We start from the raw sequence: 19,636 nt of genomic DNA on the forward strand, positions 1-19,636 counted from the left end.
CGCCCCGTCGGCCGCCACCGCCGGCCCAGCTGAGTCCGCCACCACCGTGACAGGAGCAGCCCGATGCCCCGACTGCGCACCGCAACCGCCCCCGTCCCCCCGGCCGCCGCCACTGCCGAGGCGGCAGCCAGGGCCGCCGCCGAACACTGCCGGGCCCTCCAGGACACCCTCGCCCGGTTCCACCGGCAGGGCCTGACCCGGGTCACCGCCTGGGGCACCGCACTGGCCGCCGTCCTCCCCGGCGGCGGCCGGCTGCTCGCCGCGGGCAACGGCGGCAGCGCCGCCCAGGCCCAGCACCTCACCGCCGAACTGGTCGGCCGCTACAGCCGGGAGCGCCCCGGCTTCTCCGCCATCGCCCTGCACGCCGACACCTCCACCGTCACCGCCGTCGGCAACGACTACGGCTTCGACTCGCTCTACGCCCGCCAGATCGCCGCCCACGGCCGACCCGGCGACGTCCTGATGCTGCTCTCCACCTCCGGCCGCAGCCCCAATCTGCTCGCCGCCGCCCGGTCCGGACGCAAAGCCGGAATGACCGTCTGGGCGATGACCGGCCGCCGCCCCAACCCCCTGGCCGCCGCCGCCGACGAAGCCCTCACCATCGACGCCGCCGCCACCGCCACCGTCCAGGAGATGCACCTGGTGGCACTCCACCTGCTCTGCGAGGCGTTCGACAGCGCCCTGACCCGCGCCACCACCCCGCCCGCCGACGGCGGCGGGGACCGGACGGCGCCGGAAGAGGCGCCGTGGGAGGCGGTATGACGGCCCGCCACCCTCTTGGGGCGCGCCCGACGGGTACGGCCGCCGGGCCAGGCGATCCGCAGCGGGAGGCGACATGACGAGCCGTCACACACCCCTGGTCGTCGTCGGTGACGCCCTGCTGGACCGCGACATCGACGGCGAGGCCACCCGGCTGACCCCCGACGCGCCCGCACCCGTGGTCGACATCGCCGCCGAGCAGAGCCGCCCCGGCGGCGCCGGGCTGGCGGCGGCCCTGGCCGCCGCCGACGGCCGGGAGGTCGTCCTGGTGACACCGCTGGGCCGCGACGCCGCGTCCGGCACCGTACGGGACGCCCTGGCCGCCCGGGGCGTCCGGCTGGCCGAACTCCCGCTGCACGGCAGCCTGCCCGTCAAGACCCGGGTCCGGGCGGCCGGCCGGCCGCTGGTCCGCTTCGACCACGGCGGCGGCACCCCCGGCGGCCCCGGCGACGCGGCCCGCCGCGCCATCGACGGCGCCGCCGCCGTCCTGGTCGCCGACTACGGCCGGGGCGCCGCCACCGTACTCCGGCCGCTGCTCGCCGCCGCCGCCCGCCGCATACCGGTGCTCTGGGACCCCCACCCGCGCGGCGACGCCCCCGTACCCGGCACCCGGCTGGCCACCCCCAACGCCGCCGAGGCCCGCGCCCTGGCCGCCGCCCTGCCGGACAGCCCCAGCCCCGACGACACCTCGCTGCGCGCCGACGCCGCCCGCGCCGCGCTGCTGGCCGGGCACTGGCAGGCCGCCGCCGTCGCCCTCACCCTCGGTGAGCGGGGCGTGCTGCTCACCCGGGGCGGCAGCCCCATGCTGCTGCCGCCGCCGCAGGCCGCCACCGGCGACCCCTGCGGCGCCGGCGACTGCCTGTCCGCCGTCGCGGCCGGGGCGCTGGCCGATGGCGCCCTGCCGGAGGAGGCGCTCCAGCAGGCCGTGGCGGCGGCCGCCGCCTTCGTCGCCGCAGGCGGCGCGGGCAGCACCGCGCTGTGGCGCGACCCGGCCGGGCCCGCAGCGCCGCCCTCCCCGTCGGCGGACGCCGCCGCGCTGGCCGCCGCCGTACGGGCCCGGGGCGGCACCGTGGTCGCCACCGGCGGCTGCTTCGACCTGCTGCACATCGGCCATGTCGGGCTGCTGGAGAGCGCCCGCCGGATCGGGGACTGCCTCATCGTCTGCCTCAACTCCGACGACTCCGTACGGCGGCTCAAGGGGCCGGGCCGCCCGCTCAACCCCGCCGCCGACCGGGCCGGGGTCCTCGCCGGGCTCGGCTGCGTCGACGCCGTCGCCGTCTTCGACGAGGACACTCCCGAGGCCCTGCTGCGTACGCTGCGCCCGCATGTCTGGGTCAAGGGCGGCGACTACACCCCCGACGACCTCCCCGAGGCCGCCGCCCTCGCCGCCTGGGACGGCCAGGCCGTCGTCCTCCCCTACCTCGACGGCCGCTCCACCACCGCCCTCACCCACCGCGCCGCCCTCACCCACCGCACCACCCGGGCCCACCGATGACCCCGCCCCGCGGAACCGCCCCCGCGAGGCCGCCGGGCGGTGCGGTACGGCTGGCGGCCGGTCAGCGCGCGGCCGGGGCGGCCCGGTGACCCCCGGGGCGCGCCGCGACGCCGGGCGGGTGCTGGTGCTGCGGGCGCTCGGCCTGGGCGATCTGCTCACCGCCGTGCCCACACTGCGCGCCCTGCGCCGGGCGAACCCGGGCCGGGAGATCGTGCTGGCCGCGCCCGCCCAGCTCGCGGAACCGGCCGCCGCCACCGGCGCCGTCGACCGGCTGCTGCCCACCGAAGCCCCCGGGCGCGCCGTACCCGACCGGTTGGACTGGACCGGCCCGCCCCCCGAACTCGCCGTCGACCTGCACGGCAACGGACCCCCCAGCCACCGGCTGCTGCAACGCCTCCGACCGGGCCGACTGCTCGCCTTCGCCCACCCCGGCACCCCGGGCCTCCCCGGCCCGCCCTGGCACCCCGACGAGCATGAGCGCATCCGCTGGTGCCGGCTCCTCAGCTGGTACGGCATCCCCGCCGACCCCGACGACCTGCTGATCACCGCCCCCGCCCGGCCCTCCCCGGCGCCCGGCGCGATCGTGCTGCACCCCGGCGCGGACGCCGCCGCCCGCCGCTGGCCGCCGGAGCGCTTCGCCGCCGTCGCCGCGGCCCTCACCGCGCGGCGCCGCCGGGTGGTGCTCACCGCCGGGCCGGGGGAGGGGCCGCTCGCCCGCCGGGTCGCGGACCTCGCCGGGCTGCCCGCCCACCGGATCGTGGCCGACCCCACCTTCGCGGAGCTGGCCGCCCTGCTGGCCGGGGCCCGCGCCCTGGTGGTCGGGGACACCGGCCCGGCCCATCTGGCGACCGCCCTCGGCACCCCGTCCGTCGTCCTCTTCGGCCCGGTCGCCCCGAGCCTGTGGGGCCCACCGGACCGCCCCCGGCACCGCACCCTCTGGCACCCCGACCCCGGCTCCCCGCCCCGCCCCGGCGACGCCCACGGCGACCGCCCCGATCCCCGGCTGCTCCGGATCACCCCCACCGACGTCCTCCAGGCCCTCGCCACCCTCCCGCCGCCCACGGCCGCCGCCGGCTCGGCCCGGCCCGCACCCCCGACAAGGCCACGCCCAGTGACCCCAAGCCCAGTGACAGGGACCCACCCATGACCGACCGCCCGCCCGACCACCCGACCGACCACGACCCGGCCCGGCCCGACCCACCCCGGGTCGGAGTGGTCGTGATCACCCGTGACCGCAAGGACGGCCTGCTGCGCACCCTGGACCGCCTCGCCGCCCTCCCCGAACGCCCGCCGGTGGTGGTCGTGGACAACGCCTCCACCGACGGCACCGCCGACGCCGTACGCGACCTGCACCCCGGCGTCCGACTGCTGACCCTGGACCGCAACCGGGGCGCCGCCGCCCGCAGCGTCGGCGCCGCCCGCCTCACCACCCCGTACGCCGCGTTCAGCGACGACGACTCCTGGTGGGAGCCCGGCGCCCTGGCCACCGCCGCCGACCTGCTGGACGCCCACCCCCGGCTGGCCCTGATCGCCGCCACCACCCTGGTCGGGCCCGAGCAGCGGCCCGACCCGCTGGACGCCGTCCTGGCGGCCTCCCCGCTGGGCACCGCCGCCGACCTGCCCGGCCCCTCGGTGCTGGGCTTCCTGGCCTGCGCCAGCGTGGTCCGCCGCGAGGTGTTCCTCCAGGCGGGCGGCTTCCACCCGGTGCTGCACTTCGGCGGCGAGGAGCAACTGCTCGCCCTCGACCTCGCCGCCGAGGGCTGGGGCGTCGCCCACTGCCCGCAGGTCGTCGCCCACCACGACCCCGGCGCGGAACCCCGCCCCGGCCGCACCGCCCGGCTGCGCCGCAACGAACTGCTGACCGCCTGGCTGCGCCGCCCCTGGGGGTACACCGCTCGCGCCACCGCCCGGCTGGCCCGGGACGCCGCCACCGACCCGCAGGCCCGCCGGGCGCTCGCCTCCGCCGTCCCCCGACTGCCCGCCGCGCTGCGCCACCGCCGCCCGCTGCCGCCCTGGGTCGAGCGGTCGGCCCGCCTGGTGGCGCCCTGACCCGGGCACCCAGTCCGCCCGAGGAGCCGCCGTGCCCGACCCCCGCGTCACCGTCGTCGTCATCACCCGCAACCGCCGCGAGGAGCTGCTGCACACCCTGGACCGCCTGGCCGAGCTGCCCGAACGCCCCGCCGTCACCGTGGTCGACAACGCCTCCACCGACGGCACCGCCGACGCCGTACGCGAGCTGGACCCACCGGTCCGGCTGCTCACCCCGGGCCGCAACCTGGGCGCCTGCGGCCGCAACCTGGCCGCCCGCGAGGCCACCACCCCCTACCTGGCCTTCTGCGACGACGACTCCTGGTGGGAACCGGGCTCGCTGAGCAGCGCCGCCGACCTGCTGGACGACCACCCCACCGTGGCCACCGTCACCGGCCGCATCCTGGTCCACCGCCCGGACGCGCCGGACGGCGAGCCGCCCACCGAGGACCCGGTCGTCACCGAACTGCGCGACTCCCCGCTGCCCCGGCCCGGCTGGCTGCCCGGACCGGCCCTGGGCTCCTTCCTCGCCGCCGCCACCGTGCTGCGCGCCGACGCCTTCCGTACGGCGGGCGGCTTCTCGCCGCGGCTGTGGCTCGGCGGCGAGGAGGAGCTGCTGGCCGCCGACCTGGCCGCCGCCGGCTGGTGGCTGGTGTACGCCGAGGAGCTGACCGTGCACCACCGCCCCTCCCTGCGGCGGGACAGCACCACCCGCCGCCGCCAGGGCCTGCGGAACACGCTCTGGTTCACCTGGCTGCGCCGCCCGCTGCCCGCCGCCGTCCGCCGCACCGCCCGCCTCACCGCGACGGTGCCGCACGACGCCGTCTCGGTGCGGGCGTTCGCGGAGGCCGCCGCCGGGCTGCCCTGGGTGCTGCGCGAGCGGCGGCCGCTGCCGCCCGCCGTGGAGCGCCGCTTCCGCCTGCTGGACGGGCCGCAGCAGGCGTCGACCGCCCGCCGCTATGTCGGTTGACCCCGCCGGGCGGCCGGGCGCTGCCCACCGGCTGGTTCGGCTTTCCGCACGGCGAGGCCGCCGCCGGTGACGTACCGGCCGCCGTGCGGGTGCGGCGGGCGTTGGACTGGTCGGCCCTGCTGCCCGCCGACCGCGCGCACCCCGCCGAGCTGGACGGCTGGTGGCGCTGGTGCCTGTCCGCCGGGGCGCGAGCGGGCGCGCCGCACCGGCGTGCGGCTGCCCGGTGAGGCGTACCCGCTGCTGGACGCGCTGCCGGCGGCGCCGGACGCCCCGCCGCACGCCGGGCGGGTTTGAGCACCCGGGGCGGGGAAACCCGAAGGCCCGGTCCGCCCCGGCCGGGGCGGACCGGGCCGCAGACCGAGGAGGCAACCGCCGATGGGTGAGTCGCAGGACGTTCTGCAGGTGCTGGTGAAGGACCACCGGGAGGTGGAGCGCCTTTTCGCCGCCTTCGACGTCAGCACGGACACCGTCCAGCAGCGCGAGCTGGTGGACCACATGATCATCGAACTGGTGCGGCACACGATCGCCGAGGAGGAGTACCTCTACCCCGCCATCCGCCGGGTGCTGCCCTCCGGCGACGCCATCGCGGACCGCGAGATCGCGGAGCACGCCGAGGCCGAGCGGACCATGAACGCGCTGGACGGGATGAGCCCGGAACACGCCGACTTCCGGCCGCTGGTGGAGGCGCTGGAGGAGGAGATCCGCGCCCATGTCCGCGAGGAGGAGGACGACGTCTTCCCCCGGCTGGAGCAGGCGCTGTCGCCCGAGGAGCGCCGGACGCTCGGGCAGAAGGTGATCCGCGCCAAGGAGCACGCGCCCACCCACCCGCACCCGCACGCCCCCGACAAGCCGCCGTTCAACAAGGCACTGGCCCCGGGCGCCGCACTGGTGGACCGGGTCCGCGACCACCTCACCGGCCGCGCCAAGCGCTACTGAACCGCCCCCGCCCCCGCCCCGGCCCGTGGTCAGCGGGCCGGGGCGGGACCGTGCCGGGGCCGGGTCAGCCGGCAGCAACGGTCAGGCCAGCAGGAACACCATGGCGATCAGCATCGCCGCCACCAGCACGGCCACGCCGATCACCAGCGCCACCGACAGCTCACCCCAGGTCCGCCGGATCTCCGACGGCTCGGGGTGCGAGATCCCCGAGATACCGCCCTCGGCGGGCGGCGTCTCCCCGGGCGGCACACCGCCGCCGGGCTCCAGACCAGTGGTACTGCGGGGTTCAGGGTCGCTCATCGTCGTCCACCCTCCTCATCGGGCACCCCCTCAGCAGGCACCCCTTCGTCGCGGTCGCCGCGCGCAGCCGGTCCCCGCGCGGCCGGGGCCGTCGAGCAGTGCGTACGTCCCCGCCGTCACCAGCCCGAACGCCACATGCGGCACCACATCCGAGAGCCAGTCCACCGCCGACCAGGTACGCGGGTCGGAGATCCGCAGCACGGCCAGCGGCGTATCGGCGCCCACCATCGCGGCCACCCCCACCAGCCCCGCCCCCAGCAGCAGCGGCGGTCTGCGGCCGGCCGCCGCCCGCACCGCCCCGTACGCGGCCCCCACCGCCACCCCGGTGGCGATGCCCAGCAGCGGCCCGAGCCCCGCGATGCGGTTCTCGCGCTGCTCGCCCTCGCCCGGGATGCCGATGCCCGCCTTGTCCGCCAAGCGGGTCACCGCCTCGCCGGGGGTGTTGCTGGCGGGTCGGCCGCGACCGGCCATGTCCAGATAGGTGACGGCGTCCAGGGCCGCGGTACCGGCCGCGCCGGCCAGCGCGCCCTTCAGCATGTCGGCAATCATGGGCCCGAAAGTGCCCCCGACCGGCGGCGGCAAACCGCCGCACGACACCGAGCGGGCCGGCTGCGGGAGCGGTCAGCCGCTGTCGTGGCGCCTGGCGTCGCGCTCCGCCGTCTCGTCCTCCGGGGCGAGCGGCGGTTCCGGGTCGTGCCACTCCTCCACCCGGGTGGGGTGCCCGGCGTGGAGCTGGCCCTGCACCTCCTTCTCCATCTCGTCGTCCAGCCGGGGTCCGTGCTTGCTGCTGGCCCGGTCCACCATCACCGCCTCCTCTCCACGGAGCTGCCTCCGCCGTCGAAGGGACTTCGCCTACCCGGGCGGAAAGGGCGAAAACCGGGGCAGAGCAGGGCAGACGGCTCAGCCGTTGACGCCGGTGTACCGCCGCAGGCTCAGATTCCACAGCCGACGGGACGCGATGAAGGCGGCCAGCCCCACCAGCGGCGAACCCGCCGCCAGCCACACCGGGACCCCCAGCGACCCGCCGCGCCCGGTCAGCACCCCGGCCGGGAGGTAGGCGACGAACGCCAGCGGCAGCGCGAAGGTGAAGAGGCCGCCGACCGCCCGGGGCAGGATGTTCAGCGGATAGCTGCCGAAGGTCGCCGTCAGCTCCTCCACCCAGCTGCTCCAGTAGAAGGTCGCCGGGAAGTGCAGCGCCGCACTGGACATGGCCGTCCCCACCGCCGCCTCGACCAGCGTCCCGCCGACCACCCCGGCCGCCAGGAACGCGCAGCGGCCGGGTGTCCAGTCCAGCCCGCTGCGCCACAGGGCGGCCGCGAACATGCTGAGGGCCACCGCCAGGTCGCCGAAGCCGTTGGTGGGGAAGGAGGAGAGCTGCACCTGCCGGTAGACCGGCATCGGCCGCAGCAGATAGGCGTCGATCACCCCCTCCTGCACCAGGAACGACAGGCTGTAGACCCGGCCGAACAGCAGCACGTACAGCGCATGGCTGAACATCCGCATCCCGGCGATCAGCAGCACATCGGCGCTGGTCCAGCCGCCGAGGCCGGTGAAGCGGGTGAGCAGCACGGTGGCGAAGACGATGATGGACAGCTGCCAGACCACCCCGATGCCGATCATCATCAGGAACTCGGCCCGGTACTCCAGCTGGGCGCGGAAGTTCAGCCGGGTGATCCGCCAGGCCACCCCCCAGGCGCGGGCGGCCCGGTGCAGTCGGCCGGTGGTGGCGGCGGGCGGGCGGTCCTGACCCTGGTCCTGATCCTGGTCTTGGCCCTGGTACGGCCGCTGCGGAGTGCGGACCACGGTCACCCTCCCTGGGAGACGACCCGGCGCGCGGCGCGCCGCCACAGCCACCTGGTGAGTACGGAGAGCCCGACCACCCACAGCGCCTGGATCGCCAGCTGGCGCGGCGCGTCGGCGGGCGGGATGCGCCCGATGTAGAGCGAGAGCGGAGTGTTGAGCGTCGCCTGGAACGGCAGGAAGGCGCTCATGGTGAGGAACCAGCCGGGGAAGTACCACAGCGGCGCGAAGGAGCCGGAGAGCAGGTTCTGCGCGAACTGCAGGATGCGCAGCGCGGCGCCGTCGCGCAGTGTCCAGAAGCACATCAGGTCGATCAGCAACGTGATCTGGTGCAGGACGAGCTGCCCCAGCAGCAGCCCCGCCGCGAAGCCCGCAGCGGCGGCGGCCGAGGCCGGCGGCCCGACCACCCCGGCGGCCAGGCAGGCCAGATAGCCGGCGAGCACCCAGCCGAACCCGTAGAGCTGCTCGCCCAGGGCGCGCAGCATGTAGTAGCGGCGGGGCGGCAGCGGGCGCAGGAACCAGTAGACGATGGTGCCGGTACGCAGATGGTTGACGACCGTGTCCCGGCCGGACTGCCGGTCCAGGCCCCGGATGCGGGTGGCGAGCACCGCCAGGACGGCGTAGGTCACCGCCTGCTCGCGGTCCAGACCGGCGGCGGAGGTGGTGTGTGCGTACAGCCCCCGCCACAGGCAGACCGCCAGGAAGACCTGCACGGCCAGCCGGGCGGCGGTGGCGGTGAGCCGGGGCGGGGTGAGCAGTTCGCCCCTGGGGGTGATCATGGCTGTCCGCCAGGCCCGCAGCGTCGGCCGGTCGATGCGGGCCTGGGGTGCGGGCTGCGGCGCGGGCGGTGCGGTCGGCGCGGGGGCGGCGGTCATCGGTCAGCTGCTCCGCCCGGCGGGCACGGCGCCGTCGGTGCTGTCCCCGAGACCGGTATTCCCGAGGCCGGTGTTCCCGAGGCCGGTGTCCCCGAGGCCGGCGGCGCCGTCGTCGGTGTCGCGGCGCAGATAGGCGGCGCGCATCACGTCCTCCAGGTCGTTCTCCTCCAGGGCGAGGTCGGTGACCTGGTAGCGCTCGATGATCCGTTTGAGCGCCTCATGGACGGCGGGTGCGGGGTCGCCGTCCGGGCCGAACACCACCCGGGGCCCCTCCCGGCGCAGCACCCGGACCCCGGGCGGCGGTGCGTCGGCCGCTCCGGCGGCGGGCGGGTCGGTGAGCGTCGCGTGGATCTGCCACGTACCGCCGAACCGCCGTCGGATCTCCGCCAGCGGCCCGTCCAGCACGATCCGGCCGTGGTTGATCAGCACCACCCGCTCGGCCAGCCGGGCCACCTCGGTCATGTCGTGCGTGGTCAGCAGCACCGTACGGCCGCGCTGCTCCACCTGGTGCCGCAGAAAGCCGCGCACCTGCTCCTTGACCACCACGTCCATGCCGATGGTCGGCTCGTCCAGGAAGACGATCGCCGGATCGTGCAGCAGCGCGGCGGCCAGGTCGCAGCGCACCCGCTGGCCCAGCGACAGGTGCCGGACCCGGGTGCCCCAGAACTCCGACAGCTCCAGCAGCCCGTCGAACTCCCGTAACCGGGCCCGGTGCTCCGCCTCCGGCACGCCGTAGATGTCGCGCAGGATGCTGAACGACTCCCGGGCCGGCAGGTCCCACCACAGCTGGGTGCGCTGGCCGAACACCGCGCCGATGTTGCGCGCGTTGCGCTCCCGCTCCCGGTAGGGCACCACCCCGGCGATCCGGGCCTCACCGGTGGTCGGCGTCAGGATGCCGGTGAGCATCTTGATGGTGGTGGACTTCCCGGCGCCGTTGGGCCCCAGCAGGGCGAGCAGCTGACCGCGCCCGACGCTGAAGGAGATGTCCTGCACGGCGGCCTTGGCCACCCGCTGCGGGTCGACCAGCGAGCGCAGTGCGCCGCCGAAGCCGGGTCTGCGGACGGTGGTGTGGAAGGTCTTGCCCAGGCCGAGGGCGACGATCCCCTCGGCTGCGTCCCGACTGGCCGCCACGCTGCCCCCTCCGGACCGATGCACAGGCCGTACCCGCCTGTGTCCGGCCCCGAGGCTGCCCTAGTCGCGGCGCGGTCGGCAATCCATTTCCGGGGCGGTCGCGGGGGCGTTTCGGCCTGATTGCGGTGGTCGCGGTCACAGTGGTGGGGGCGGGCGCGTGAAGAGGCTCACAGGGGCTCGGGGGAACACTAGGGGGCGTAGTAGGGGGTGTGGGCGCCGGTGTGCCGGGGGCTGGTCCGAGAAAGCGGGCGGGTGGGTGTTTCGGTGGCCTGGTCACTGGTTTGCGCAGGTGGGCGGGGGTTTCGGGGTGGGGGGCCGGAGGGGTTGCGGGGGCTGTTCCGGGGCAGTCGGGTGGTTTTCGGGGTGGGGTGGTTTGGGGGCTTGGGTACGGGTTGGGGTAGTAGGTGGAGTGTTTGTCGGGGTTTGGGTGGGCCGCTAAGACTGGGACGAGTCCGATGGCGTCGGCGGGTTCGCATTGCTCCTGACGCTGCCACCAGGCACCAGCCGAAACCGGGGTGCCCCGGGCGCCGGGTCGAAGAGATCCGGGTCGTCCAAGCCAACCGATTGAGGTCTCAGATTTTGAAGCGCATCACCATGCCCCGTCTCCGTTCGACCGCCGCTGTCGTGGCCGCCGCCGCGTCGCTGGGTGCTGTGGCGGCGGTGGCCGCTCCGGCCGCGTCCGCCGCGACGATGAGCGCCCACCGGCTGCACCTGCACCACGTGAACCACGTGAACCACACCGCCGGCGCGCACCATGCCGCCAAGGCGGGGCTGGAGCGTTCGGCCGTGGCCGCGCCGGTGACGGCGGGCGGCGTGCGGGGCATGGCGCAGTCGATCGTGCCCGCCGGCCAGTGGGCGGCGTTCGACGCGATCGTCAGCCATGAGAGCGGCTGGAACCCCTCGGCGGTGAACGCGTCCTCGGGCGCGTACGGTCTGGGCCAGGCGCTGCCGGGCTCCAAGATGGCCGCCGCCGGGTCGGACTGGAAGACCAACCCGGCCACCCAGGCCAAGTGGGCGCTGTCGTACATGAACGACCGCTACGGCAGCCCGAACAACGCCTGGGCCTTCTGGCAGACCCACCACTGGTACTGAGCCGACCCAGGCACCACCAGCTGAGCACCGCACGCCCGGCCGGACCCGCACCCCAGCGGGTCCGGCCGGGCACATTCCGGGGCCGGGTTGCGCCGAGGGGGTTGGGCGGACGGCTCGTGCCTATGCGGTTGCGGTGGTCCATGAGACGCTTGAACCACTACACCACCCCTACTTCCCCTGCTGAGGCACGATGCGCTGCACCATCGCCGGATACTCCTTCGACCTCATCGCGAGCGAGGTGGAACGCGCCCTGCGCGGAGTCAAGCCCGAGCTGGTCTCCGGCGAGTCCGTCCGGATCGGGCGCCACTCCTATCCGATCAAGCAGGTCGGCGCCGTGATCACCCGCCAGGACCGCCGCGACTTCAGCACCGCCGAGGTGTCGCGCGCTCTGCAGCGGCTGGGCTTCGTCTGCACCAAGCCCGCCGCGCCCGAGCCGGTGGCCATGTTCGAGGATCTGCCGCTGGTCGCCCAGGCCGAGCCGGTGGCGGCTCCGCCGTCCCAGGTGGCCCCGCAGGCCGCCTCGATGCCGGCTCCGCTGCCGTCGAGCGTCGGGTTCCTCGACGCCGCCCACTGAGCGGCCCACCCCGGTAAACCGAGTACGTCCCCCGGGCCGGGGGTGGCGGGAAACGTCCTGCTTCCCCCGGCCGGTGGTGGGAAATTCACTGTCGGTGCCCGAGCAGTGCTACTGTTGATCTCAGTTGCAGTGGTTCCCAGAGATTTTTTGTGTGCGCCTGCCTGGTTGTGACCATCAGGCGCACTTCTTGTTTTCTCCGGCGTTTTCCGGACGGGTCAATCATCGCGGCCACACGCAGCACCGCACGGTGCGGAGCTGCGGCACTGCCCACCCGACCGCCGCCTTTTCGTTCTCTGCGAACGCACGTTCCACGAATGTGCTGTGTGCCCGTGATCCATCGGGCGCCCGCATCAGCTCCGCAGCACCAGGTCCGCACCGAGCCCGCCGCACCGCGGTGGCCGCCGCGACCGTCCGAGGCACTCCACGCGGCCCGCCCGCGCCCATGCTTCGCTCCACCCCCGGCTCGTTCTTGTCGAGTTCTGCGCGGCCCTCCGGCTGCGGATGCCTCCTCGATACGTGCCGCTATCGAGGAAGGGTTCCGATGAACCGCGACCGCACTCCCCGCTCCCACGACCGCTTCTCCCGCAGCCGCAGCGGCTCCGCCGGCTCCTCCGGTTACTCGGGCTCCTCCGGTTACTCGGGCTCATCCGGCTACTCCGGTTCGTCCGGTGCCTCCCGCCGCCCGGCCGCCCCGCGCCGCCGCCCGGCGCCCGCCGTGCAGGGCGAGTTCGCCATGCCGGTGAGCACCACGCCGGCCCTGCCGCCGGTGGCCGCCTTCGCCGAGCTGGAGATGCCCGCGCAGCTGCTGGCCGTCCTCGGCCGCCAGGGCGTGACCGAGCCGTTCCCGATCCAGGCCGCCACCCTGCCCAACGCGCTGGCCGGCCGGGATGTGCTCGGCCGGGGCCGCACCGGCTCCGGCAAGACCCTCGCCTTCGGCCTGGCCATGATCGCCCGTACGGCGGGACAGCGCGCCGAGCCCCGCAAGCCGCTGGCGCTGGTGCTGGTCCCCACCCGCGAGCTGGCCCAGCAGGTCACCGACGCGCTCACCCCGTACGCCCACGCGGTGCGGCTGCGGCTGACCACCGTCGTCGGCGGCATGTCGATCGGCCGCCAGGCGCAGTCGCTGGGCCGCGGCGCCGAGATCGTCGTCGCGACGCCGGGCCGGCTCAACGACCTGGTGGAGCGCGGCGACTGCCGGCTGGACCAGGTCCGCATCACGGTGCTGGACGAGGCCGACCAGATGACCGACATGGGCTTCATGCCGCAGGTCACCGCGCTGCTCAACCAGGTGCGGCCGGACGGCCAGCGGATGCTGTTCTCCGCCACCCTGGACCGCAATGTCGACCGGCTGGTGCGCGCCTACCTGAGCGACCCGGTCACCCACTCGGTGGACCCCTCCGCCGGGGCGGTCACCACCATGGAGCACCACGTGCTGCATGTCGCGGACGCCGACAAGAGCGCCACCGTCACCCGGATCGCGGCCCGCGACGGCCGCGTGATCATGTTCCTGGACACCAAGCACGCCGCCGACCGCCTGGTCCGCGACCTGCTCGCCAGCGGCGTCCGGGCGGCGGCCCTGCACGGCGGCAAGTCCCAGCCGCAGCGCACCCGCACCCTGGAGCAGTTCCGCACCGGGCACGTCACCGCGCTGGTGGCCACCAATGTCGCCGCCCGGGGCATCCACATCGACGGCCTGGACCTGGTCGTCAACGTCGACCCGCCGGCCGACCACAAGGACTACCTGCACCGGGGCGGCCGCACCGCTCGGGCCGGCGAGTCCGGCACCGTGGTCACCCTGGTCCTGCCCAGCCAGCGCCGCGAGATGACCCGGATGATGGCCACCGCCAGCATCACCGCGCACACCGCCCGGGTGCACTCGGCCGACCCCGAGCTGGCCCGGATCACCGGCGCCCGCACCCCCTCCGGCATCGCGGTCACCATCAGCGAGCCCGCCCCGGCGCCGCGCCGGTCCCGCCGCGACGCGGGCCCCGACCGCAACCGCCGCAGCCGTCCCCGCCGCCGCACCGGCAGCGACCGCACCGGCGGCGACCGCTCCGCCGCCGACCGTTCGGGCAGTGGCCGCTCCGGCGGCGACCGCTCCTCCTTCGCCGCCTGAGCACCGGACCCGGTCGGACGACCGGAGCAGCACGCCGCGCCACCCGGGGCGGACCGGTGACCCCGGCCCGCCCCGGCGCCCCACCCGTACCGCGCCACAAGCCAACCGAGGAAGGCGCCCCCGTGCTCACCATGTCCACCCCGCCGGCCCTGTCCGGCGACGCCACCGCCACCGAGGCCGCCACCCCGGCCGGCCTCCAGATCAGCGACGACGTCATCGTCGACACCGCGCTGGACATCCTGAACAGCGCCCACGTCGACTACCTGCTGGTACGCGGCGACGACGGCCGCTGCGCCGGGGTCCTCACCCGGGCCCAGCTGGCCCCGTACCGCACCCGCTCCTGGTACACCGAGCGCATCCGCGTCCGGGACATCGTCCACGACCGGGGCCCCTACCCGGGCCCCCGCACGCCGCTGGCCGCGGCGGTCGGCGCCATGCACACCCGGTCGCTGCCGGCCGTGCCGGTGCTGGACGAGGACGGCTGCGTCCTGGGCGTGCTGACCCTCGCCGTGCTGCGGACGGCCCCGGCCGCCCCCGCCGCCGGGCAGGGCGTGGCCGCGTAGCCGGGGAGCCGCACCCGGCGCGCCGGGTACGGCCGCCCGAGCCCCCGGCGGGCTCGGGCGGTCCGGCCTGCCCCGACGGCGCCGGGTCTTCGGCGGGACCTTCCGCAACTCTCCAGTAGCGTGATGGACATGAGTCACCCGCACCCCGAACTGGGACCCCCGCCCCCGCTGGCCGACGGCGCCCTGCGCATCATCGCGCTGGGCGGACTGGGCGAAATCGGCCGTAACATGACCGTCTTCGAGCACGCCGGACGCCTGCTCATCGTCGACTGCGGCGTGCTGTTCCCCGAGGAGAACCAGCCCGGGGTGGACGTGATCCTCCCCGACTTCACCGCGATCCGCGACCGGCTGGACGACATCGAGGCCATCGTCCTCACCCACGGCCACGAGGACCACATCGGCGGCGTGCCGTACCTGCTGCGCGAGCGCTCCGACATCCCCGTGGTCGGCTCCAAGCTCACCCTGGCCTTCCTCCAGGCCAAGCTGAAGGAGCACCGCATCACCCCCCGCACCGTCCGGGTCCGCGAGGGCGACCGCCGCCGGTTCGGCCCCTTCGACTGCGAGTTCGTCGCGGTCAACCACTCCATCCCGGACGGCCTGGCGGTTGCGCTGCGCACCCGGGCCGGGCTGGTGCTGCACACCGGCGACTTCAAGATGGACCAGTTCCCGCTGGACGAGCGGATCACCGACCTGCGTGCCTTCGCCCGGTTGGGCGAGGAGGGCGTCGACCTCTTCCTGGTCGACTCCACCAACGCCGAGGTCCCCGGCTTCAGCATCTCCGAGCGCGACCTCGCGCCCGCCATCGAGCAGGTGTTCCGCACCGCGCCGCGCCGGGTGATCGTCTCCAGCTTCGCCAGCCATGTGCACCGCATCCAGCAGGTGCTGGACGCCGCCCACCAGCACGGCCGCAAGGTCGCCTTCGTCGGCCGCTCCATGGTCCGCAACATGGGCATCGCCCGGGAGCTCGGCTACCTCAAGGTCCCGCCGAACCTGCTGGTCGACCACAAGGAGCTGGACGGGCTGCCCGACAAGCAGGTCACCCTGATCTGTACCGGCTCCCAGGGCGAGCCGATGGCCGCGCTGTCCCGGATGGCCAACCGCGACCACATCATCCGGATCGGCAAGGGCGACACCGTCCTGCTGGCCAGCTCGCTGATCCCGGGCAACGAGAACGCCATCTACCGCGTCATCAACGGCCTCACCCGCTGGGGCGCGCACGTGGTCCACAAGGGCAATGCCAAGGTCCACGTCTCCGGGCACGCCAGCGCCGGTGAGCTGGTCTACTGCTACAACATCATCCGGCCCCGCCATGTGATGCCGGTGCACGGCGAGTGGCGCCATCTGCGGGCCAACGCCGACCTGGCCATCCGGACCGGGGTGGAGCCCGACCGCGCGCTGATCGCGGAGGACGGCGTGGTGGTCGACCTGGTCGACGGGCGCGCCTCCCTGACGGGCAAGGTGCCGGCCGGGTACGTGTACGTCGACGGCATGACCGTCGGCGGCGCCACCGAGGCGTCGCTGAAGGACCGCCGCACCCTGGCGGAAGAGGGTGTCATCACCGTCATCGCCATCGTGGACGCCGACACCGGCGCGCTGGCCGAGGCTCCCGACTTCCTGGCGCGCGGCTTCGTCCACGACGACACCACCTTCGAGCCGGTCATCCCGGTGATCGAGAAGGCCCTGGCCAACGCCGCGCAGGAAGGGATCGGCGAGGCCCACCAACTGGAGCAGCTCATCGTCCGGGCCGTCAGTTCCTGGGCCTGGCGGGCGCACCGCCGCAAGCCGATGATCATCCCGGTCATCATCGACGCCTGAGTCCCGGGTTCGCCGGGGGCGCGCGGCTCGGTGAGGTCGGGAACCTGAGCGCACCGTCGGGTGGGCGCAGCCGGTGCCGGACGCGTCCGCCCGGCGGCCGTCACCGTGTCCGGGTGCGACACGCCCCACCGCCCGGGGGGCCGACCGTGCCTTCTGACCGGACCCGTACGGCTGTCCGCAGACCCAACCGGTCGCTCCGCCGCGCCCACCGCCGGTGCCGCCGCCCTCGGCACCGGCGGAGCGACCCACCGGCTCACCCTCGCGGCCGACGACACCGCCACCCCCCGAGGCCCAGGTGTCGGTGGGTGCGGACTCCGTCCGGGCGGCTGACCCCCACTGGGCCAACCCCTACTGGGCCGCCCTTCGCCGGGCCGGCCCGCGCGGGTCGGCCCGGCCAGGTCTCATTCCCCCGTCCGCACTATGGACAACGACCCTCCTCGGCTTGATCGAGCGCCTAGGCTGGCGGTTGCAGCTGGTTCGCCCTGTCCGCCAGGCAGGCGCGTCGCAAGAGGGAACCCGGTGGGAATCCGGGACTGCCCCGCAGCGGTGAGCGGGAACGACCGCCGTCATACGCACTGGGCCCACCGGGTCTGGGAAGCGACGGCCAGTAGGAGCCTCGACCCCACGAGACGTGCCCGCGAGTCCGAAGACCTGCCACTGCCCGCGTGCGGCCACGCACGCGGAGATCCCGGTGACCTCGTGGGCGGGTCGGCGTACACAGGCAGGGCACACCAGGCAGGGCACCCGCGCGACGCGGCCCGCCGGGTCTGCCGTTCCTTCGCACCCTTCGCGCCCTTCGAACCGACCCGGGGTCGGTAGGGAGACATGCTCGCGAAGGAGAGTCCATGACCAGCAAGTCCGCAGCCGCGGCAGCACGGGCCACCGTGTACGGCTACCCCCGCCAGGGCCCCGACCGGGAGCTCAAGAAGGCCATCGAGGGCTACTGGAAGGGCCGGCTCACCGCCGACGCCCTCCGGGAGACGGCGGCCGACCTGCGCCGGTCCAACTGGCGGCAGCTCGCCGACGCGGGCATCCACGAGGTGCCCACCGGTGACTCCTCGCTCTACGACCACGTGCTGGACACCACGGTCGCCGTCGGCGCGATCCCCGCCCGCCACCGCGCGGCGGTCGACGCCGACCCGCTGGACGGCTACTTCGCCATGGCCCGTGGCACCCAGGACGTGGCGCCGCTGGAGATGACCAAGTGGTTTGACACCAATTACCACTACTTGGTGCCCGAACTCGACCCCGACACCGTCTTCACCGCGAACCCGGCCAAGCAGGTGGGCGAGCTGACGGAAGCCCTGGCGCTGGGCCTCACCGCCCGCCCGGTGCTGGTCGGCCCGGTCAGCTATCTGCTGCTGGCCAAGCCCGCCCCCGGCGTCGCGGAGGACTTCCAGCCGCTCACCCTGCTGGACCGGCTGCTCCCCGTCTACGCCGAGCTCCTGGCCGACCTGCGCGCCGCCGGCGCCGAGTGGGTACAGCTGGACGAACCCGCGCTGGTGCAGGACCGCACCCCGGCCGAGCTGGATGCCGCCGCCCGCGCCTACCGCGAGCTGGGCGGCCGCACCGACCGGCCCAGGCTGCTGGTCGCCTCGTACTTCGACCGCCTCGGTTCGGCGCTGCCCGTGCTCGCCAAGGCCCCGGTCGACGGCCTGGCGCTGGACTTCACCGGCCCGGCCGCCGCCAACCTGGAGGACCTGGCCGCCGCCGGCGGACTGCCCGGTAAGCGCCTGGTCGCCGGCGTGGTCGACGGCCGCAACGTCTGGATCAACGACCTGGGGAAGTCGCTCGCCACCCTGGCGACCCTGCTCGGTCTGGCCGACCGGGTGGACGTGGCCGCCTCCTGCTCGCTGCTGCACGTCCCGCTGGACGCCGCCGCCGAACGCGACCTCGACCCGCAGATCCTGCGCTGGCTCGCCTTCGCCCGCCAGAAGACCGCCGAGATCGTCACCCTGGCCAAGGGGCTGACCCAGGGCACCGACACCATCGCGGCCGAACTCGCCGCCAACCGCGCCGACCTCGCCTCCCGCGCCGACTCCCCGCTCACCCGCGACCCGGCGGTCCGCGCCCGCAGCGCGGCCGTCACCGACGCCGACACCCGCCGCTCCCAGCCGTACCAGCAGCGGGCCACCGCCCAGCAGGCTCGGCTGCGGCTGCCGCTGCTGCCGACCACCACCATCGGCTCCTTCCCGCAGACCGCCGAACTGCGTACCGCCCGCGCCGACCTGCGGGCCGGCCGGATCGACGGCGCGGCGTACGAGCAGCGCATCGAGGCCGAGGTACGCGAGGTCATCGGCTTCCAGGAGAAGGCCGGACTCGACGTCCTGGTGCACGGCGAGCCCGAGCGCAACGACATGGTGCAGTACTTCGCCGAACAGCTCACCGGCTACCTGGCCACCCGGCACGGCTGGGTCCAGTCGTACGGCACCCGCTATGTGCGGCCGCCGGTGCTGGCCGGGGACATCTCCCGCCCCGAGCCGATGACGGTCCGCTGGACCCGGTACGCCCAGTCGCTCACCGACCGCCCGGTCAAGGGCATGCTCACCGGCCCGGTCACCATGCTGGCCTGGTCCTTCGTCCGCGACGACCAGCCGCTCGGCGAGACCGCCCGGCAGGTCGCCCTCGCCCTGCGCGACGAGGTGGCCGACCTGGAGGCGGCCGGTACCGCCGTGATCCAGGTGGACGAGCCCGCGCTGCGCGAGACGCTGCCGCTGCGCGCGGCCGACCGGCCCGCGTATCTGGACTGGGCCACCGAGGCATTCCGCCTCACCACCGCAGGCGTCCGCCCGGCCACCCAGATCCACACCCATATGTGCTACGCGGAGTTCGGGGACATCCTCCAGGCCATCGACGACCTCGACGCCGATGTGATCTCCCTGGAGGCCGCCCGCTCCCACATGCAGGTCGCGGACGAGCTGGCCGCCGCCGGCTACCCGCGCGAGGTCGGCCCCGGGGTGTACGACATCCACTCGCCGCGCGTCCCGAGCGCCGAGGAGGCGGCCGCCCTGCTGCGCAGGGGGCTTGACGCCATCCCCGCCGAGCGGCTCTGGGTCAACCCCGACTGCGGTCTGAAGACCCGGGGCTGGCCGGAGGTCAGGGCCTCGCTGGAGAACCTGGTCACGGCCGCCCGCGAGGTGCGGGGCGGCCTGCCGGGAGCGGACTCCTGACCCAGGTTCCTG

19 protein-coding genes and 1 riboswitch are annotated in these 19,636 nt (G+C 75.1%); of the genes, 13 read left to right on the plus strand and 6 right to left on the minus strand.

Annotated features, from left to right (window positions below; translation table 11 throughout):
• Positions 1-63: 63 nt before the first annotated feature.
• The 7 genes from ACIQGZ_RS09080 to ACIQGZ_RS09110 all read left to right on the plus strand — a co-directional run bounded on the left by ACIQGZ_RS09080 (position 64) and on the right by ACIQGZ_RS09110 (position 6,188).
• Positions 64-762, plus strand: a complete 699-nt coding sequence (locus tag ACIQGZ_RS09080) for an SIS domain-containing protein (protein ID WP_402600359.1) — start codon at positions 64-66, stop codon at positions 760-762.
• Positions 763-835: 73 nt separating this feature from the next.
• A complete protein-coding gene (gene rfaE2 / locus ACIQGZ_RS09085; protein ID WP_402600360.1) occupies positions 836-2,254 on the plus strand; it encodes a D-glycero-beta-D-manno-heptose 1-phosphate adenylyltransferase in 1,419 nt (472 codons plus the stop codon).
• A gap of 85 nt (positions 2,255-2,339) precedes the next feature.
• Entirely contained in the window at positions 2,340-3,401 is a 1,062-nt protein-coding gene (locus ACIQGZ_RS09090) for a glycosyltransferase family 9 protein (RefSeq protein ID WP_402600361.1), read from the plus strand.
• Positions 3,398-4,303: a glycosyltransferase family 2 protein gene (locus tag ACIQGZ_RS09095; protein ID WP_402600362.1), complete on the plus strand. Its 906-nt coding sequence runs from the start codon at positions 3,398-3,400 to the stop codon at positions 4,301-4,303. The genes ACIQGZ_RS09090 and ACIQGZ_RS09095 overlap by 4 nt, the downstream gene beginning before the upstream one ends.
• A gap of 31 nt (positions 4,304-4,334) precedes the next feature.
• Positions 4,335-5,252: a glycosyltransferase family 2 protein gene (locus tag ACIQGZ_RS09100; protein ID WP_402600364.1), complete on the plus strand. Its 918-nt coding sequence runs from the start codon at positions 4,335-4,337 to the stop codon at positions 5,250-5,252.
• Entirely contained in the window at positions 5,249-5,479 is a 231-nt protein-coding gene (locus tag ACIQGZ_RS09105) for a hypothetical protein (RefSeq protein ID WP_402600366.1), read from the plus strand. The genes ACIQGZ_RS09100 and ACIQGZ_RS09105 overlap by 4 nt, the downstream gene beginning before the upstream one ends.
• 148 nt (positions 5,480-5,627) lie before the next feature.
• Positions 5,628-6,188: a hemerythrin domain-containing protein gene (locus tag ACIQGZ_RS09110; RefSeq protein ID WP_402600368.1), complete on the plus strand. Its 561-nt coding sequence runs from the start codon at positions 5,628-5,630 to the stop codon at positions 6,186-6,188.
• An 81-nt stretch (positions 6,189-6,269) separates the two neighbouring features.
• Here ACIQGZ_RS09110 and ACIQGZ_RS09115 read toward each other — a convergent pair whose 3' ends face one another.
• The 6 genes from ACIQGZ_RS09115 to ACIQGZ_RS09140 form a co-directional block, all read right to left on the minus strand.
• On the minus strand, positions 6,270-6,488 hold the full coding sequence (locus ACIQGZ_RS09115; RefSeq protein ID WP_402600369.1) for a DUF6480 family protein: 219 nt from the start codon (positions 6,486-6,488) through the stop codon (positions 6,270-6,272).
• 30 nt (positions 6,489-6,518) lie between these two features.
• A complete protein-coding gene (locus ACIQGZ_RS09120; protein ID WP_402600371.1) occupies positions 6,519-7,037 on the minus strand; it encodes a hypothetical protein in 519 nt (172 codons plus the stop codon).
• A gap of 72 nt (positions 7,038-7,109) precedes the next feature.
• Positions 7,110-7,292, minus strand: a complete 183-nt coding sequence (locus ACIQGZ_RS09125; protein WP_402600373.1) for a hypothetical protein — start codon at positions 7,290-7,292, stop codon at positions 7,110-7,112.
• Between the two features lie 96 nt (positions 7,293-7,388).
• Positions 7,389-8,174 carry an ABC transporter permease gene (locus ACIQGZ_RS09130; protein WP_402600732.1) on the minus strand — a complete coding sequence of 262 codons (786 nt, stop codon included), beginning with the start codon at positions 8,172-8,174 and terminating at the stop codon, positions 7,389-7,391.
• Between the two features lie 119 nt (positions 8,175-8,293).
• Entirely contained in the window at positions 8,294-9,067 is a 774-nt protein-coding gene (locus ACIQGZ_RS09135; protein ID WP_402600734.1) for an ABC-2 family transporter protein, read from the minus strand.
• Positions 9,068-9,166: 99 nt separating this feature from the next.
• The gene (locus ACIQGZ_RS09140; protein ID WP_402600374.1) at positions 9,167-10,294 is read right to left on the minus strand and encodes an ATP-binding cassette domain-containing protein; all 1,128 of its coding nucleotides are present in this window, start codon (positions 10,292-10,294) and stop codon (positions 9,167-9,169) included.
• 594 nt (positions 10,295-10,888) lie between these two features.
• Here ACIQGZ_RS09140 and ACIQGZ_RS09145 point away from each other — a divergent pair.
• The 6 genes from ACIQGZ_RS09145 to metE all read left to right on the plus strand — a co-directional run bounded on the left by ACIQGZ_RS09145 (position 10,889) and on the right by metE (position 19,624).
• Positions 10,889-11,386 carry a transglycosylase SLT domain-containing protein gene (locus tag ACIQGZ_RS09145; protein WP_402600376.1) on the plus strand — a complete coding sequence of 166 codons (498 nt, stop codon included), beginning with the start codon at positions 10,889-10,891 and terminating at the stop codon, positions 11,384-11,386.
• Between the two features lie 190 nt (positions 11,387-11,576).
• On the plus strand, positions 11,577-11,960 hold the full coding sequence (locus ACIQGZ_RS09150) for an SCO5918 family protein (RefSeq protein WP_402600378.1): 384 nt from the start codon (positions 11,577-11,579) through the stop codon (positions 11,958-11,960).
• Between the two features lie 541 nt (positions 11,961-12,501).
• The gene (locus tag ACIQGZ_RS09155; protein ID WP_402600379.1) at positions 12,502-14,076 is read left to right on the plus strand and encodes a DEAD/DEAH box helicase; all 1,575 of its coding nucleotides are present in this window, start codon (positions 12,502-12,504) and stop codon (positions 14,074-14,076) included.
• 131 nt (positions 14,077-14,207) lie between these two features.
• A complete protein-coding gene (locus ACIQGZ_RS09160; RefSeq protein WP_402600735.1) occupies positions 14,208-14,639 on the plus strand; it encodes a CBS domain-containing protein in 432 nt (143 codons plus the stop codon).
• A 129-nt stretch (positions 14,640-14,768) separates the two neighbouring features.
• Entirely contained in the window at positions 14,769-16,454 is a 1,686-nt protein-coding gene (locus ACIQGZ_RS09165) for a ribonuclease J (protein ID WP_402600380.1), read from the plus strand.
• A gap of 473 nt (positions 16,455-16,927) precedes the next feature.
• Positions 16,928-17,111, plus strand: a riboswitch (cobalamin riboswitch).
• Between the two features lie 188 nt (positions 17,112-17,299).
• Entirely contained in the window at positions 17,300-19,624 is a 2,325-nt protein-coding gene (gene metE / locus ACIQGZ_RS09170) for a 5-methyltetrahydropteroyltriglutamate--homocysteine S-methyltransferase (protein WP_402600381.1), read from the plus strand.
• Positions 19,625-19,636 lie beyond the last annotated feature (12 nt).

Origin of the sequence: Streptomyces sp. NPDC092296 (assembly GCF_044755465.1) — a bacterium.
Lineage (GTDB): Bacteria > Actinomycetota > Actinomycetes > Streptomycetales > Streptomycetaceae > Peterkaempfera.